Raw genomic sequence first — 15,353 nt, 5'->3', positions numbered from 1 at the left:
ATTGCTATTTATGCATTGAACGTTCTTTCGTTTCGATACGTCTGTGCGGTAAATGCCATTTGTAATGAATAGAAACCATGCGGAAGCAAACAATTAAAATGAATAGAATGTAAAGAGCCCAATCGCTAACAATAATTTGAGCTCCAATTAAGAAACCTGCTAAAATTGTCCAAAAGGCATATACTTCAGCTCGAAGAACGAGAGGTTTTCTGCGGGCTAAAAGATCGCGAATGATACCGCCGCCGATACCAGTTAAAACAGCTGCTACAATTGTGGCGCTAATTGGTAAATTTAATTTTTGGGCATATAATGCTCCTTGTACAGCAAATGCTGATAAACCGATAGCGTCAGTGATATTTTCCCACTTTTTCCAATGTCTAATTAACTTATTTGGAAAAAGAAAAATAATAGTCATTGATAAAAGTGCGATTTGGAATAACATGTCTTGTTGCCAAAACGCGACAATCGGATAACCGATTAATAAATTACGAAGGGCACCTCCCCCAAATGCGGTTGCCATTCCTAAAATATACACCCCGAAAATATCATAATCCTCTTCCATTGCAACAATGGCTCCGCTTAGTGCGAAAGCAATTGTGCCTATGATGCTAAAAATCTCCCATGCCATGAATTTTCTCCCCCGCTAACTAGATGAAATGTGCTTCCTCTGCTATTATATTAGAAGGTTTAAATTTCGAAAAGGATGAGTGAACATATTTGATGGAAGAAAAAGAAAAAGTCATATTAGTAGGCTGTCAATTGCCACAAGATGATGATGAGAAATTTATGCATTCCATGAAAGAGCTTGCATCACTAGCGAAGACTGCACGAGCAGAATTGTTAGTGTCAACAACGCAAAAACGACCAAAGTTTCATCCGGCAACTTACATAGGTAAAGGGAAATTAGAAGAGCTTACAATGTTAACTGAAGAGTTAGAGCCGGATGTTATTGTATTTAATAATGAATTAACGCCGAGTCAAATTCGGAATTTATCCTCAGTATTAGATGCGAGAGTAATTGATCGAACGCAACTAATACTGGATATTTTTGCGCAACGTGCGAAGTCGAGGGAAGGTAAGCTTCAAGTAGAATTAGCTCAGTTGCAATATACAATGCCGCGTCTTATGGGGCAAGGATTGTCCTTATCGCGTCTTGGTGGTGGTATTGGAACGAGAGGACCGGGTGAGACGAAATTAGAGACGGATCGTCGTCATATTCGATCCCGTATTGATGAAATAAAGAAACAACTTGCAGTTGTTGTGGAACATCGAAAAAGATATCGTGAGAGAAGAAAAGATAATAAAGTATTTCAAGTTTCGTTAATAGGGTATACAAATGCAGGGAAATCGACACTGTTTAATAGATTAACGGAAGCTGATACGTTTGAAGAAAACCTTCTGTTTGCAACATTAGACCCAACGACGAGGAAGATGCCGTTACCTTCTGGTTATACAGTATTACTAACTGATACTGTTGGTTTTATACAAGATTTACCCACTTCATTAATCGCTGCTTTTCGTTCAACGCTGGAAGAAGCGGGGGAAGCAGATGTCATTTTACATGTAGTTGATTCCGCGGATCCTAACTACATAGGGCATGAAAAAACAGTAAAACAATTATTATCAGAACTTGAAATTAACCATATTCCTATTATTACGTTATATAATAAAAAAGATGAATTACATCAAAACTTTATTCCGTTTCCGAAAAGTGATTTCTTAATGACTAGTGCTTTTGAAGAAAATGATTTATTGCGTATAAAAGAAGCGATAGAAACGAAGATGAAGAAAGAAATGGATTGTTATCGAGTGGAAATCCCTCCGAGTGAAGGTAAGTTGTTAACGCTTTTAAAGACGGAAACTCTATTAGCACAGATGGAGTTTCTAGAAGATAAATTTGTATATGATTGTGCAGGGTATATTTTTACTCATTCATCGCTTAATGTGCAATTAAAGAGATTTTTAGTGGAAGAAGGAGACAATAAAAATGTTTGATCGTTTGAAAAATGGAGAAAAAATTGCTCCAATCGTAAAAGAAGTAGAGAGTCAGATTACAGAAGTACATAAACGTGCGGATGAAGTAATTGAAAGCAATCAGTTTCGTGTATTAGAAAGTTTTCGTAAACATAAAATTAGTGACTCGCATTTTATCCCGACAACAGGTTATGGTTATGATGATATTGGCCGTGATACGTTAGAAAAAGTGTATGCTGATGTATTTGGGGCGGAAGCTGGACTTGTTCGTCCGCAAATTATTTCAGGTACTCACGCTATCTCTACAGCTTTATTTGGTATTTTACGCCCGGGAGATGAGTTATTGTATATCACTGGGAAACCGTATGATACGTTAGAGGAAATTGTTGGTGTACGTGGGAAAGGTGTAGGTTCATTTAAAGAATATAATATCGGTTACAATGCAGTTCCGCTAACTGAAGCTGGGCTTGTTGATTTTGAGGCTGTTGCAGCAGCGATTCATAATAATACGAAAATGATCGGTATTCAGCGCTCGAAAGGTTATGCTACTCGTCCGTCGTTTACTATTTCTCAAATTAAAGAGATGATCGCGTTTGTTAAAGAAATTAAACCTGATGTTGTTGTGTTTGTAGATAACTGTTATGGCGAGTTTATTGAAGAGCAAGAGCCATGTCATGTTGGTGCAGATTTAATGGCGGGTTCGCTTATTAAAAACCCGGGCGGCGGAATTGTTAAAACTGGTGGTTATATTGTCGGGAAAGAACAGTATGTTGAAGCGTGTGCATATCGTTTAACATCTCCGGGAATTGGCGCTGAAGCTGGAGCGTCTCTATACAGTCTGCAAGAAATGTATCAAGGGTTCTTCTTAGCGCCACATGTTGCAGGACAAGCGCTGAAAGGTGCAATTTTTACAGCTGCGTTTTTAGAAAAGTTAGGAATGAACACGTCACCAGCGTGGAATGCACCAAGAACAGACTTAATTCAATCTGTTCAATTTGATGATAAAGACCGTATGATTGCCTTCTGCCAAGCGATTCAATATGCATCTCCAATTAATTCGCATTTTACTCCGTATGCAAACTATATGCCAGGTTATGAAGATGATGTAATTATGGCTGCGGGAACATTTATTCAAGGTGCAAGTATTGAATTGTCTGCTGATGGTCCAATTAGACCGCCATATGTTGCGTATGTGCAAGGTGGCTTAACGTATTCGCATGTTAAAATTGCGATTTGTTCTGCGATTGACGAATTGATTGAAAAGAATTTATTAACAATTTCTTAAAGGGAAGCTGTCGATTTCGGCAGCTTTTTTCGTATAAAAGTAATGATTTATGCGATTAGAAAAAAGAATGAAAAAATTCATAAAAAAATTTATAAAAAATCATGTAAGAAAAGCTAACATCTATTGACACTAAACATAACATAGTATAAAATGAGAAGCAGTTAAGGCGAAGGAGGAACTGAAAAATGAAAGAAGATAGACGTTCTGCCCCGCTGTTTCCTATTGGTATTGTTATGGATTTAACACAATTGTCTGCACGTCAAATTCGCTACTATGAAGAGCATAATCTTGTTTCTCCAACCCGTACAAAGGGGAATCGTAGATTATTTTCATTTAACGATGTAGATAAGTTGTTAGAAATTAAAGATTTGTTAGATCAAGGCTTGAATATGGCTGGTATTAAACAAGTGTTACTAATGAAAGAAAATCAAACAGAAGCAGTGAAAGTAAAAGAAGAAACGAAAGAAATTTCAAAAACTGAGCTTCGCAAAATACTTCGAGACGAACTACAACATACAGGTAGATTCAATCGAACTTCATTGCGACAAGGTGACATTTCAAGATTTTTTCACTAAAGATAACTGATTCTGAAGGCGATTAGAGGGACTAAGGAGGAATTTATAATGTCTAGATACACAAAAGAAGATATTTTCCGTTTGGCGAAAGAAGAGAATGTAAAGTATATCCGTTTACAATTTACGGACCTTTTAGGGGTAATTAAAAACGTAGAGATTCCAGTGAGACAATTAACGAAAGCTCTTGATAACAAAATGATGTTTGATGGATCTTCGATTGAAGGTTTCGTACGTATTGAAGAATCTGATATGTATTTATATCCTGATTTAGACACTTGGGTAATTTTCCCTTGGACAGCTGAAAAAGGTAAAGTAGCTCGACTAATCTGTGATATTTACAATGCAGATGGCACTCCATTTGATGGAGACCCACGTAACAACTTAAAACGTGTGTTAAAAGAAATGGAAGCTTTAGGATTTTCAGACTTCAATCTTGGACCAGAGCCAGAATTCTTCCTATTTAAGGTTGATGAAAAAGGAAATCCAACATTAGAACTAAACGATAACGGTGGATACTTCGACCTTGCGCCGATGGATCTAGGGGAAAACTGTCGTCGTGATATCGTTCTTGAACTTGAAGAAATGGGATTTGAAATTGAAGCATCTCACCATGAGGTTGCTCCAGGGCAGCACGAAATTGACTTTAAATATGCAAATGCAATTCGCTCATGTGATGACATTCAAACATTCAAACTTGTTGTAAAAACAATTGCTCGTAAACATGGTTTACACGCAACGTTTATGCCAAAACCACTATACGGTGTGAACGGTTCAGGTATGCACTGTAACTTATCATTATTTAAAAACGGTGAGAACGTATTCTTTGATGCAAACGGTGACTTACAGTTAAGTGATGATGCTCGTCACTTCATCGCAGGTATTTTAAAACATGCACCAGCATTTACAGCGATAGCAAACCCAACTGTAAACTCATACAAACGTCTAGTACCTGGATATGAAGCGCCTTGTTACGTAGCATGGTCTGCACAAAACCGTAGCCCGTTAGTACGTATCCCTGCATCTCGTGGTATTAGTACACGCGTAGAAGTGCGTAGTGTTGACCCGGCTGCAAACCCATATTTAGTAATGGCTACATTATTAGCTGCAGGTCTTGATGGAATTAAAAACAAATTAACTCCACCAGCAGCAGTAGATCGTAACATCTATGTAATGACAAAAGAAGAGCGCGAAGAAGCAGGTATCGTTGACTTACCAGCAACATTAGCGCAAGCATTAGTTACATTACAATCTAATGAAGTAGTATGCGGTGCACTAGGAGAACACTTACTTGAGCACTTCATCGAAGCGAAAGAGATTGAGTGGGATATATTTAGAACACAAGTTCACCAATGGGAACGCGATCAATATATGTCTCTATACTAAGAGGCTTGAACCCTTGATACAACTCGTATCAAGGGTTTTTTAATTCCCTATTATTACAATTTTATGTGGTTATAAAATGAAAAACAGCCACATAAAAGCTAATAATTAATAACAAGTAGTGAAATCATAGAAAAACATTATCAGATAAACGTAAGTTTTATATAATTTGTGAAATAAAAAAGCCTTGATACTACGGTATCAGGGCTTTTTTAAGTGAACTTATTGGATATATTAACTACTAGATAATGGATTGTTTTTGGTTATTTTGAATCATGTTACTAAGAAAATTTTTTCAAAAGAATTGATTTTATCTTTTTTTAAATCACTTGTGCTATAACTTAATAATTCTTTACTGCCTGTACAACGCGACCAATTATTTTTACATCTTCAGCTGAAAGGTCGTAAGTTTTTGGTTCGTGGATAGGGTCATTACTCAATGGTATTAAAGTAATGATGCTTCCGGATTTTGAAATCTTTTTCACGGTAGCATCATAACCATTGACTTTTACAACGGCAATTTGTCCGTTTTCAACATAAGGAGTTTCCTCTACTAAAACATAAGAACCATCAGGGAATTCGAGATTCATGCTAGTGCCTTTTACAGTAAGATAAAAATACTTTTTACGCTTGTTTAAAAATGTACTTAGCATTGGTAAATAGCCTTCAATATTTTCTTCGGCGAATATAGGTGTACCGGCGGCTACCGAACCAATGATAGGAATATGAATAATATTTGATTGATCGTTTTGGATGGTTTCATAAATAGAAACTTCCTCTTTAACAGTATTGTCCTCTTGAGTTGCGAGTCTTTCTAAATCATCAGTAGTGATTCCTAATCCCTTACAAACTTTTATCACATTATCAACAGATGCTTTGCCAATCCCTCTTGATAACATGGATTGCAGTGTTGTGGGGGGGAGACCTATTTTTTCGGCGAAGGCTCTTTTGCTATAGCCAGCTTCTTTTATTAAGCGTGTTACAACCTCTGCTTTTTTCATTACTTTCACCATCTTTCTTATTAAAATGTATACGATATTGCGTATTTCTGTATATATCATAACCTAACTAGATTTGTTAGTAAATAGAAAAATATACGAAATTGAGTATTTTAATACGTTATTTTATTGACTAAATACGAAATTGAGTTTATATTTAAATGGAAATGAACGCAATATCGTACAAGAAGGTGGTGGGTCAATGTATCCGAATTTGCGTGCAGAGATGGCGAGAAAAAGAATTATGATTACACAAATTTCTTCGCATCTGAAACTTCGCCACGCAACAGTGAGCGACAAAATAAATGGTAAATTTCGTTTTTATTATGATGAAGCTTTTGAAATTAAGAAAACTTTTTTTCCAGAACATAGTTTGGAATATCTTTTTGAATTTGAAGAAAATGAAGCGAATTGAAATCGGAGGAGATTTACTTAAAATGTAACGCTATAATCGAATTATTGAATGATGATTTAATAAGAGGGTTCATATCAAAGTATTTAATTTAAATTCCGATAACTAGTTAATCTGTAAAAAGAAAGTAACGAATTATGGGTAGTGCGAAATTATCTCAATGCAATAAAGATAGCCCAAAATTAGTAGTGAGGAGGAGATGAGGATGGGGCAATTAACTGACTCATCAGTACATAGTTCATTAGTATTTGAAGTTGATGGCAAAGTAGTAACGGATAGTTTGGTAATTGCGAAGATATTCAAAAAAAATCACTTGGACGTTTTGAAGGAAGTTCGAAAACAAATTGTATATGTAGATGAAGAGTTTGGAGGAGAAAATTTTCACGAGTCCACTTATGTTAATTCAAAGAACAGGCGAATCTCTAAATATGATTTAACAGAAGAAGCATTCACGTTACTTGTTATGGGATATACCAGTAGAGAAGCGGTTGGAATGAAAATTAAATTTATGAAAGAGTTCAAACGAATGAAGCAGTATATACAAAATCAACAAAATGTGCCAAAGGATCCAATGGGGGTTTTAAAGTTAACATTTGCTGCGTTAGAAGGGCATACTCAGGAGATACAAGAGATTAAGTCTGAGGTGAAGGGATTGCGAGAAAATACGCCGCTTTATGCTATCGAGTGTGAAGAAATAACAAGGGCTGTAAAAAGGTTAGGTGTTATGTTATTGGGAGGTAAAAATTCAAATTCTTATCAGGATATCGGCCTTAGAAGGAAGTTATATAGAGACATTTACAGTCAGTTACATCGGGAATTTGGTGTGAATAGTTATAAAGCTATTAAGCGTCATCATTTGGATAGAGCAATACAAATTATTAATGAAGAATATTCAATTCCAACTGTTTTAAATGAAGAAATTACAGTTAAAAACTCACAAATAAATATGGCAGACATTCAGTAGGAGGAAAGAACATGCAAAGAAAGATTTTAGTGATTACTAGCAGTTTAGCAGGGGTACCAACTGTCAGTGAATTTAAAACAAAAGAAGATGCAAAAGAGCAGGTTAGAAAGCTTATTCAAAAAGGAATGAGTCAAAATGTGATTCGTATAACACAAGAAATTCCAATGAATATCGAAATTCAAGTGGATGTTGAATTTGAGGAATAAGAGAGGTTTAGAAGAAAATAGATATGGATAGCATGATTGTTTTGAATGAATGCATAAGAAAAGAATCCGTTGCAGCGGATTCTATAAGAAAAAATATCTCTAGATAAGTATAACATTGAATACCGTTTTTGAGAATTTATGAGGTGGCTAGTATGGGGATTATTCGAGTGAAAAAAGATAGTAATTATTCCGTTATAAATAATACTGGTTTAAAAGATGAAAGGTTGTCATGGAAAGCGAAAGGAATCTTAGCCTATGCGCTTACATTACCAGACGATTGGACTTTTCATATTAGCGAATTAGCTCGACATGCTAAGGATGGAGAAGATTCGCTCCGTACAGGTTTTAAGGAATTAAAAGAATTAGGTTATGTAAAACGTTATCCTGTTCGTGATGGGAATACCCAAAAAATTACAAGGTGGGATACGGAAATTTACGAAACGCCACAAAGGAACATGCCACAAGTGGAAAACCAAGATGTGGTAAAGCTATATGTGGAAAATCAGACACTACTAAATACTAATAGACTAATTACTAATAAACGAAATACTAATATACAAAACACTAATCATTATGATGATATGGATAAATTAGACTCTCGTGTATTCATCAATGAGAGGGTTAAAGTAAGTTGTAACTTTATTAAGGGGATGGGCATTCCGTTAAGTGAAATTGCAATTGCAGAGTTGGGGGATTTTTGTAATTTGTTTAGTGATGAGTTAATTCAGCAGGCAATTAATAAAGCCGTTGATGAGAATGCACCAAGATGGAACTACATTAAGGCTATATTGAGGAATTGGAAGGAGCAAGAAGTTAAAACATTAGTTGATGTGGCTACACTAGATAGACGTTTCGAAATGAGCAAGAAAAAGAAATATAACGAGACAGGTAGGAAGTATTCAAATAGAAAAGAGATTGTACCCGATTGGTTATATAAAGATGATGAATCAACAAATCTAGAAGGGGAAAGAAAAACCGTGCAGTCTACTGATGAAGAGCGTGAGAGATTACAAGAAGTGTTAAATAAATATAAGTCATAAGAAAAAATGTTAGGTGATTTTGTTATTTTAAAATATATTATGTTAATAAAATAATAATACAATTATATTCTTTAAAGATTCCCAATGCATAGTGAACAGTATTATAAAGATAGTAGTGAATGTTTGGATCAAGTATGAACCATTTGTAATTTCAGTTTCTTTCTTAAGGTTCTATGGGGACTGTTAGAAGTTTTTTCAAAAGGATTCAGGAATTACTTACGATATCGGAATTCTAAAGATGTAATGAACTTATCAATAGAGGGTAAAAAATGTTAGGAAAGGGTTGTGTTTATAAAATGAAAGATAATTTACAAGTAATAAAGATTGAAAAAGCTAATAAGCATATTCATTCTATTAAATTAGTGTTAAGAGACTTTGTAAAAAGAACGGAAGTGGGTGAATCAGTAAGTGTTCGAATGGCTCAAAGATTATAAGAAGTTAGAAGAAGAAATTGCTTATTTAGAATACAACTTAGATAAATCAAAAGCCGAATTGAAGCGTTGGATTAGCGGTGATTTGCAAAATGTAAGATTAACCGCTGAATCGGAAGGGGCTAAGGTAGAAGGGCGTATTGAAGCAATTGAATATGAATTAGCTCATAAAATGAATGAAGAGTGTGATTTAAAGCTTTTGATTAATAAGTTTACAGGACTGGATCATCAAATACTTAAAATGAAATATGTTGATGGAATGACTTTAGAGCAAATTGCGTTTGAATTACATTATAGTACAGGCTATATACGCCGAAAACACGCTGAAATAAGGAAGATTGTCAAGTTTTTAGATGGATTTTAGTGTTACCTTTTTGTAGGATACATGCAGTGTACAGAAAGTATTGAAAAAGTGATTTATAGTAGTAATATAAGATTTCGACGAAAGGGCAACTATTTTTATGGTTGCTCTTTTTGTTGTGAAAGAAGGTGAGTAACATGAAGTGATTTTATAGATAAATGGGCATTTAGCTTCCGGTTATATTTAGTAAAGTAGTAGGTTTACAGGCGAAAATAATAGCAAATAAGGAGATGTTTAATGATGAATTTATTAGCTGCTTCAGTCAAAACAAAGAATTTGCCACAACAAGTGTTACGTTGGCAATCAATGGTAGAAAGTGAATGTTCCGCACAAGGAGTACCTGAGTTAGTTCCTTACGTACTTGGAATTATTATGGTGGAAAGTGGAGGAAACTCTGAAACAACCCCCGATATTATGCAGTCCAGTGAATCACAAGGTTGGCCAATGAATACAATTAAAAATCCTAAGGATTCAATTTATTACGGAGTAAAGCATTTAAAGGGAGCTTTTGATGATGCAAAGAAAAATGGTATTACAGATTTAAGTGCCATTGTTCAATCGTATAATTTTGGACGAGCTTACCTTCGCTGGTTAGCTTCTAACAATAAACAGCATTCATTACCGGTAGCAGATTTGTATTCTAAAACGGTTGTTGCTCCATCACTCGGAAATACAACTGGTGCTATGGTGAAATATAGTCACCCTATCGCTGTTGCCTACAATGGTGGTTATCGATATAAAAATGGGGGGAATTTCTTCTACTCTGAAATTGTTAAGCAATATGTTGATTTTAACGGAGGAACTGATGGTGGTGACAATAAACCGTTACAACCAAAAGGACTAGGAATTGCAACGTCTAAATACCCAGAAGGATCGGGTATCAATTTATATAGTGGCCCTGGAAAAGATGCTTGGTTCACAGGTCATGTCATTAATACAAAAATGCCATATTTAATTATAGATGCTGCTTGGTATGGTGGGAATGAAAATATGTTGTGCCTAGGTTGGGAAGCATGGGCAAAAGAAGAACACTTTGAAGTAGAGTGGTTCCATGCTTATTCAAAATATCCAGCAGGTTATGGTATTAACACATATGATGGTCCAAATGGAAATTATAAAGGAAATGTAGATGGATCTTATCCATATGGCGTTTTTGCGAGAAAAGATGGCTATATCGATATTGGACAAAATACATGGGTAAAAGAAGAACATTTTAATGTAAGGTAATAACAAAGGGTTTCTTATTCTGCGATTATAAATATTAAATTTAAATATAAAGAAAAAATGTTATGAAAGGGTGCTTTTTTAAGTGCCTTTTTATATCACTTATAAATAGGAAGGAAGATTATTATGGCAAAATTTATTTATCCAACCGATACAACGAGAGTAACAAGTGGTTTTAGGGGGAGTAGACCAGATCATCATGGGATAGATCTGGCTGAATCGGGTTATCATCCGATTTATGCAGCGGCTAGCGGACGAGTTAGTCGTTCTTATGTTTCATCTAGTTATGGTGAATGTATTATGATTGTGCACACTATTGATGGGGTTACATGGGAAACAGTATATGCTCATATGCGTAGCGGTTCTCGAACGGTGAAAGAAGGTGATTATGTTACGCAAGGACAAACTATTGGAGTTATGGGTAGCACGGGAGAAGTTACTGGTCAACATCTACATTTTGAATTGCATAAAGGGTCTTGGAACGTTAATAAGAGTAATGCTGTGAATCCATTAGATTACTTAGGAAAAGGAGACGGTGGTGGTACAACAGATCCTTCTAATAAACCACTACAACCAAAAGGGCTAGGTATCGCAACGTCTAAATACCCAGAAGGATCGGGTATCAATTTATATAGTGGCCCTGGAAAAGATGCTTGGTTCACAGGTCATGTCATTAATACAAAAATGCCATATTTAATTATAGATGCTGCTTGGTATGGTGGGAATGAAAATATGTTGTGCCTAGGTTGGGAAGCATGGGCAAAAGAAGAACACTTTGAAGTAGAGTGGTTCCATGCTTATTCAAAATATCCAGCAGGTTATGGTATTAACACATATGATGGTCCAAATGGAAATTATAAAGGAAATGTAGATGGATCTTATCCATATGGGATTTTTGCAAGAAAAGATGGTTATATCGATATTGGACAAAATACATGGGTAAAAGAAGAGCACTTTAATGTAAGATAACATCTTTAAATCTGTATGTATTAAGTAGGATGAAAAAACTTGTTATCATACCTCTTGAGGTGAGAGTAATATCTGTAAAATGCTGTGCAGAATATAGAGTGGAATTTTTGAAAGAGCAACTGATGTAAAAGGTTGCTCTTTTTCTTTTTTGAATGTGAGGACCATAGCCTATTATATAAAATACGGCCCGTATGAGTATTTAGTCTCTAGATGTACTTAATAATTCAGTGGAATTTTAAATGATAAAAAATAAAAGAAAAAGGAGATGTTCAGTAATGGAAATTAGAAAAAAATTAGTGGATCCAAGTAAATATGGTATAAAGTGTCCCAATACAATGACACCAGAATTCATCACAGTACATAATACGTACAATGATGCATCAGCAGAAAATGAGATATCGTATATGATTGGAAATAATAATTCAGTGTCGTTTCATGTTGCAGTAGATGACAAAGAAGCGGTACAAGGTATTCCGTTTGATCGTAATGCTTGGCATGCCGGTGATGGTAACGGGAATGGTAATCGTAAATCTATCGGGGTAGAAATTTGTTACTCTTTAAGCGGTGGAGATAGATATTATAAAGCAGAAGATAATGCAGTAATTGTTATTGCTCAGTTAATGAAACAATTTAATATTCCAATTAATAATATACGCACACATAAATCATGGAGTGGAAAACATTGCCCACATCGAATGCTTGATGAAGGAAGATTGGATCAATTTATTGAGAAGATAAACAAAACATTTAATAAAGATAATAATAAACCACTACAACCAAAAGGGCTAGGTATCGCAACATCTAAATACCCAGAAGGATCGGGTATCAATTTATATAGTGGCCCTGGAAAAGATGCCTGGTTCACAGGTCATGTCATTAATACAAAAATGCCATATTTAATTATAGATGCTGCTTGGTATGGTGGGAATGAAAATATGTTGTGCCTAGGTTGGGAAGCATGGGCAAAAGAAGAACACTTTGAAGTAGAGTGGTTCCATGCTTATTCAAAATATCCAGCAGGTTATGGTATTAACACATATGATGGTCCAAATGGAAATTATAAAGGAAATGTAGATGGATCTTATCCATATGGGATTTTTGCAAGAAAAGATGGTTATATCGATATTGGACAAAATACATGGGTAAAAGAAGAACATTTTAATGTGAGATAAGGATATTAGAGTAGGGTCACTCGTGTGATTCTTTTTAATTTTTGAAAAGGAGATGAGAACGATGGAAGAACAAATCTTCAATTCAATGATTCAACAAGGAGCATTCGCAGCTTTATTTGTGTGGATGCTGTTTACTACGCAAAAAAAGAATGAACAGCGCGAAGAACAATATCAAAAAGTTATTGAAAAAAATCAACAGGTCATTGAAGAACAAGCAAAAGCATTTAGTTCGTTGTCAAAGGATTTATCAGATGTTAAGCAAAAAATATTGGGAAACGGGGATGAGAAATAAAATATGATATTAAATTATTTGTCGCGTATGTAGGTTCTCAAATAGAGATTCAATTAATATATAATAATGAGAAAAAGCCCTAATACCGATAAGTATTGGGGCTTTTTCTCATTAGCTATAGTGAATAAGGTTGTAGTGGATTCTTCAAGAGGAAAGAGTGAATGAAGTCTAATATTTAATGTAAATGAAATGAAACCTTGAAGAATGCTTAGTTATAACACAGTCTTATTCAGGGATTTGTTAGTTCGCTTTCTAAATTTAGGGAATAAATATAGCTTAGTACCTTGCAATAAATAATACTAAGTGGTATATTATGGATAAATTAGGTACCGTGTATTGAACAGTACTGAGATAGGGAAGGAGGATGGCACTTGAACGTTCAGTTTAAAAAAGGTGTGCTTGAACTTTGTGTATTAGCACTTGTAAAACGTAAAGATAGTTACGGTTATGAACTTGTTCAGCAAATTTCTAATAAATTTTTAATATCGGAAGGGTCAGTATACCCTTTATTACGTCGTTTGACGAAAGAAGGGTATTTTCAAACGTATTTAAAGGAATCTACGGAAGGGCCACCTCGTAAATATTATCAATTAACAGAGCAAGGGGAGACGCAATTTCATTTGTTAGTAACAGAATGGTGTGATTTTGCGAAAGGGGTACAAGAAATTATTGAAGGGGTGGAATGGGATGAGTAAAGAAGGGTTTCTTAAAGAATTATCAAGTTATCTTAGAAAGTTACCAGAGGAAGAGAGGCAAGATATTTTATTGGATTATGAAGAGCACTTTCAGTTTGGACTAGAAGAGGGGAAAACTGAATCAGAAATAATAAAAGGCCTTGGTTCTCCGAAAGTAATAGCGAAAGAATTACTTGCGATGTATCGCTTCGATGAAATGAAAAAAAATCCATCGACTTCAAATGTGACAAGAGCTGTTATGGCAGCGATTGGACTTAGTTTGTTTAATTTTATTATTGTGTTAGGACCGTTAGTCGCAATTATTGCTTTTATATTTTCTTTTTGGATCGGTGGTATTGCTAGTGTAGTAACACCATTTTTCGTTATTGGAAAAGTATTTATGGGTACTTTTATATGGTTGGATCTTTTCGTTAGTATAACGTTTGTTGGAGTAGGTTTATTGTTATGTATTATCGCTTTTTATAGTACAAAGTGGTTTAAGAGATTGTGTGTACGATATGTAATATGGAACTTCAAAATGATAAAAGGAGAGTAAATGATGAAAAAACTATTTTTAATCGCTATTGCTTGTATCATTATTGGAGTAATAGGAATTTCCCAAACATATGAAAAAGCAGTACAAACTGCTAAAAAAGGCGATAAAGAAAATGTAATTAAAAACGAAACATTAAAAAATATAGAAGTTAAGTTAGATGCCGGGGATATTATTGTCCAAAAATCTCCTGACTCTTCTTTTTATATCAAGCAATCAGGAGATGTACGTAAACAAGAGATTCGTATCGCAGAAGATGGTGACACATTAAAAGTTATTGGGGAAAGAGAAAAAGGTGCTTCATTTGATTTTTCTTTTTACGATTTTAGGTTTCAAACGTCTAAATTGACTCTCCTTGTGCCCGAACGCTCTTACCAAGATGTAAAAGTAAATTCATCTGCTGGACAAATCGAAATGAGTGATGTGAAAAGTGATAGCGTAAGTGTTAGAACACTTGCTGGAGAAGTAGAGTTGAAACAAATAACGGCTAAGAATGTGGAGGGATCGACAAAAGCTGGTGAGGTGAATTTTAAGAAGGTATTAGGGAAAGTGACCGCAAAAACAACAAGTGGGGAAATAAATATTCAAGATCATGATTCTAAGTATAATCTAGAAGCAAGTTCAACTGCGGGAGATATAGATATTACTTTATCGGAAAAACCACAAGATGCGGTAATTACTGGGCAAAGTGCTGCCGGAGATGTAACAATTTTTAATGAAGAAAATAAAAACGTAACAATTGGAAATGGTAGTAAAAAGATTAGTGGTAAAACGGCTGCTGGAGATGTGACGATTAAAACTCGTTAATAAGAAATAGAATGCATGGAAATCTATCAAAATACA

At 34.9% G+C, this 15,353-nt stretch carries 19 protein-coding genes; 17 read left to right on the top strand and 2 right to left on the bottom strand.

Annotated features, from left to right (window positions below; translation table 11 throughout):
• Positions 1-4: 4 nt before the first annotated feature.
• The gene (locus NST86_RS18750) at positions 5-628 is read right to left on the bottom strand and encodes a trimeric intracellular cation channel family protein (RefSeq protein WP_000312267.1); all 624 of its coding nucleotides are present in this window, start codon (positions 626-628) and stop codon (positions 5-7) included.
• Between the two features lie 92 nt (positions 629-720).
• Between NST86_RS18750 and hflX the strand changes: the two genes are divergently transcribed.
• The 4 genes from hflX (at position 721) to glnA (ending at position 5,217) form a co-directional block, all read left to right on the top strand.
• Positions 721-1,995 carry a GTPase HflX gene (gene hflX, locus NST86_RS18745; RefSeq protein ID WP_227593488.1) on the top strand — a complete coding sequence of 425 codons (1,275 nt, stop codon included), beginning with the start codon at positions 721-723 and terminating at the stop codon, positions 1,993-1,995.
• Entirely contained in the window at positions 1,988-3,259 is a 1,272-nt protein-coding gene (locus NST86_RS18740; RefSeq protein WP_000460290.1) for a methionine gamma-lyase family protein, read from the top strand. The genes hflX and NST86_RS18740 overlap by 8 nt, the downstream gene beginning before the upstream one ends.
• A gap of 185 nt (positions 3,260-3,444) precedes the next feature.
• A complete protein-coding gene (gene glnR / locus NST86_RS18735; protein ID WP_000656783.1) occupies positions 3,445-3,834 on the top strand; it encodes a transcriptional repressor GlnR in 390 nt (129 codons plus the stop codon).
• A gap of 48 nt (positions 3,835-3,882) precedes the next feature.
• A complete protein-coding gene (gene glnA / locus NST86_RS18730; protein WP_000092763.1) occupies positions 3,883-5,217 on the top strand; it encodes a type I glutamate--ammonia ligase in 1,335 nt (444 codons plus the stop codon).
• Between the two features lie 338 nt (positions 5,218-5,555).
• Here glnA and NST86_RS18725 read toward each other — a convergent pair whose 3' ends face one another.
• Positions 5,556-6,215: a LexA family protein gene (locus NST86_RS18725; RefSeq protein ID WP_033683142.1), complete on the bottom strand. Its 660-nt coding sequence runs from the start codon at positions 6,213-6,215 to the stop codon at positions 5,556-5,558.
• A 199-nt stretch (positions 6,216-6,414) separates the two neighbouring features.
• Here NST86_RS18725 and NST86_RS18720 point away from each other — a divergent pair, with 199 nt between their 5' ends.
• The 13 genes from NST86_RS18720 (at position 6,415) to NST86_RS18660 (ending at position 15,317) form a co-directional block, all read left to right on the top strand.
• A complete protein-coding gene (locus tag NST86_RS18720; protein WP_000283431.1) occupies positions 6,415-6,627 on the top strand; it encodes a hypothetical protein in 213 nt (70 codons plus the stop codon).
• A gap of 202 nt (positions 6,628-6,829) precedes the next feature.
• The gene (locus NST86_RS18715; RefSeq protein WP_016118489.1) at positions 6,830-7,588 is read left to right on the top strand and encodes a phage regulatory protein; all 759 of its coding nucleotides are present in this window, start codon (positions 6,830-6,832) and stop codon (positions 7,586-7,588) included.
• 11 nt (positions 7,589-7,599) lie between these two features.
• Positions 7,600-7,794, top strand: a complete 195-nt coding sequence (locus NST86_RS18710) for a hypothetical protein (protein ID WP_016118488.1) — start codon at positions 7,600-7,602, stop codon at positions 7,792-7,794.
• Between the two features lie 152 nt (positions 7,795-7,946).
• A complete protein-coding gene (locus tag NST86_RS18705) occupies positions 7,947-8,834 on the top strand; it encodes a DnaD domain protein (RefSeq protein WP_016118487.1) in 888 nt (295 codons plus the stop codon).
• 269 nt (positions 8,835-9,103) lie between these two features.
• The gene (locus tag NST86_RS18700) at positions 9,104-9,268 is read left to right on the top strand and encodes a hypothetical protein (protein ID WP_000900736.1); all 165 of its coding nucleotides are present in this window, start codon (positions 9,104-9,106) and stop codon (positions 9,266-9,268) included.
• Entirely contained in the window at positions 9,243-9,629 is a 387-nt protein-coding gene (locus tag NST86_RS18695) for a DUF1492 domain-containing protein (protein ID WP_000464424.1), read from the top strand. Before NST86_RS18700 ends, NST86_RS18695 begins: the two co-directional genes overlap by 26 nt.
• A gap of 237 nt (positions 9,630-9,866) precedes the next feature.
• On the top strand, positions 9,867-10,853 hold the full coding sequence (locus NST86_RS18690) for a lysozyme family protein (protein ID WP_033668930.1): 987 nt from the start codon (positions 9,867-9,869) through the stop codon (positions 10,851-10,853).
• 123 nt (positions 10,854-10,976) lie between these two features.
• Positions 10,977-11,819 (top strand): M23 family metallopeptidase, encoded by an 843-nt coding sequence (locus NST86_RS18685; RefSeq protein WP_001051376.1) that lies wholly within the window; start codon positions 10,977-10,979, stop codon positions 11,817-11,819.
• A gap of 275 nt (positions 11,820-12,094) precedes the next feature.
• Positions 12,095-12,991 (top strand): peptidoglycan recognition protein family protein, encoded by an 897-nt coding sequence (locus NST86_RS18680; RefSeq protein WP_016118482.1) that lies wholly within the window; start codon positions 12,095-12,097, stop codon positions 12,989-12,991.
• Between the two features lie 61 nt (positions 12,992-13,052).
• On the top strand, positions 13,053-13,283 hold the full coding sequence (locus NST86_RS18675) for a BhlA/UviB family holin-like peptide (protein ID WP_000392443.1): 231 nt from the start codon (positions 13,053-13,055) through the stop codon (positions 13,281-13,283).
• Between the two features lie 371 nt (positions 13,284-13,654).
• Positions 13,655-13,978: a PadR family transcriptional regulator gene (locus NST86_RS18670; RefSeq protein WP_001102627.1), complete on the top strand. Its 324-nt coding sequence runs from the start codon at positions 13,655-13,657 to the stop codon at positions 13,976-13,978.
• Complete coding sequence (locus NST86_RS18665; RefSeq protein WP_016118481.1) at positions 13,971-14,513, top strand: DUF1700 domain-containing protein; 543 nt, start codon at positions 13,971-13,973, stop codon at positions 14,511-14,513. Before NST86_RS18670 ends, NST86_RS18665 begins: the two co-directional genes overlap by 8 nt.
• Entirely contained in the window at positions 14,514-15,317 is an 804-nt protein-coding gene (locus NST86_RS18660) for a DUF4097 family beta strand repeat-containing protein (RefSeq protein ID WP_000976240.1), read from the top strand.
• Positions 15,318-15,353: the final 36 nt, after the last annotated feature.

This window comes from Bacillus sp. FSL L8-0199 (assembly GCF_038005705.1).
Taxonomy (GTDB): domain Bacteria; phylum Bacillota; class Bacilli; order Bacillales; family Bacillaceae_G; genus Bacillus_A; species Bacillus_A cereus.
This window is presented reverse-complemented; position numbering and strand designations above follow the sequence as displayed.

Coding starts and splice junctions, on each gene's coding strand:
- NST86_RS18750 (WP_000312267.1), bottom strand. CDS start 628: ATGGCATGGGAGATTTTTAGCATCATAGGCACAATTGCTTTCGCACTA.
- hflX (WP_227593488.1), top strand. CDS start 721: ATGGAAGAAAAAGAAAAAGTCATATTAGTAGGCTGTCAATTGCCACAA.
- NST86_RS18740 (WP_000460290.1), top strand. CDS start 1,988: ATGTTTGATCGTTTGAAAAATGGAGAAAAAATTGCTCCAATCGTAAAA.
- glnR (WP_000656783.1), top strand. CDS start 3,445: ATGAAAGAAGATAGACGTTCTGCCCCGCTGTTTCCTATTGGTATTGTT.
- glnA (WP_000092763.1), top strand. CDS start 3,883: ATGTCTAGATACACAAAAGAAGATATTTTCCGTTTGGCGAAAGAAGAG.
- NST86_RS18725 (WP_033683142.1), bottom strand. CDS start 6,215: ATGAAAAAAGCAGAGGTTGTAACACGCTTAATAAAAGAAGCTGGCTAT.
- NST86_RS18720 (WP_000283431.1), top strand. CDS start 6,415: ATGTATCCGAATTTGCGTGCAGAGATGGCGAGAAAAAGAATTATGATT.
- NST86_RS18715 (WP_016118489.1), top strand. CDS start 6,830: ATGGGGCAATTAACTGACTCATCAGTACATAGTTCATTAGTATTTGAA.
- NST86_RS18710 (WP_016118488.1), top strand. CDS start 7,600: ATGCAAAGAAAGATTTTAGTGATTACTAGCAGTTTAGCAGGGGTACCA.
- NST86_RS18705 (WP_016118487.1), top strand. CDS start 7,947: ATGGGGATTATTCGAGTGAAAAAAGATAGTAATTATTCCGTTATAAAT.
- NST86_RS18700 (WP_000900736.1), top strand. CDS start 9,104: ATGTTAGGAAAGGGTTGTGTTTATAAAATGAAAGATAATTTACAAGTA.
- NST86_RS18690 (WP_033668930.1), top strand. CDS start 9,867: ATGAATTTATTAGCTGCTTCAGTCAAAACAAAGAATTTGCCACAACAA.
- NST86_RS18685 (WP_001051376.1), top strand. CDS start 10,977: ATGGCAAAATTTATTTATCCAACCGATACAACGAGAGTAACAAGTGGT.
- NST86_RS18680 (WP_016118482.1), top strand. CDS start 12,095: ATGGAAATTAGAAAAAAATTAGTGGATCCAAGTAAATATGGTATAAAG.
- NST86_RS18675 (WP_000392443.1), top strand. CDS start 13,053: ATGGAAGAACAAATCTTCAATTCAATGATTCAACAAGGAGCATTCGCA.
- NST86_RS18665 (WP_016118481.1), top strand. CDS start 13,971: ATGAGTAAAGAAGGGTTTCTTAAAGAATTATCAAGTTATCTTAGAAAG.
- NST86_RS18660 (WP_000976240.1), top strand. CDS start 14,514: ATGATGAAAAAACTATTTTTAATCGCTATTGCTTGTATCATTATTGGA.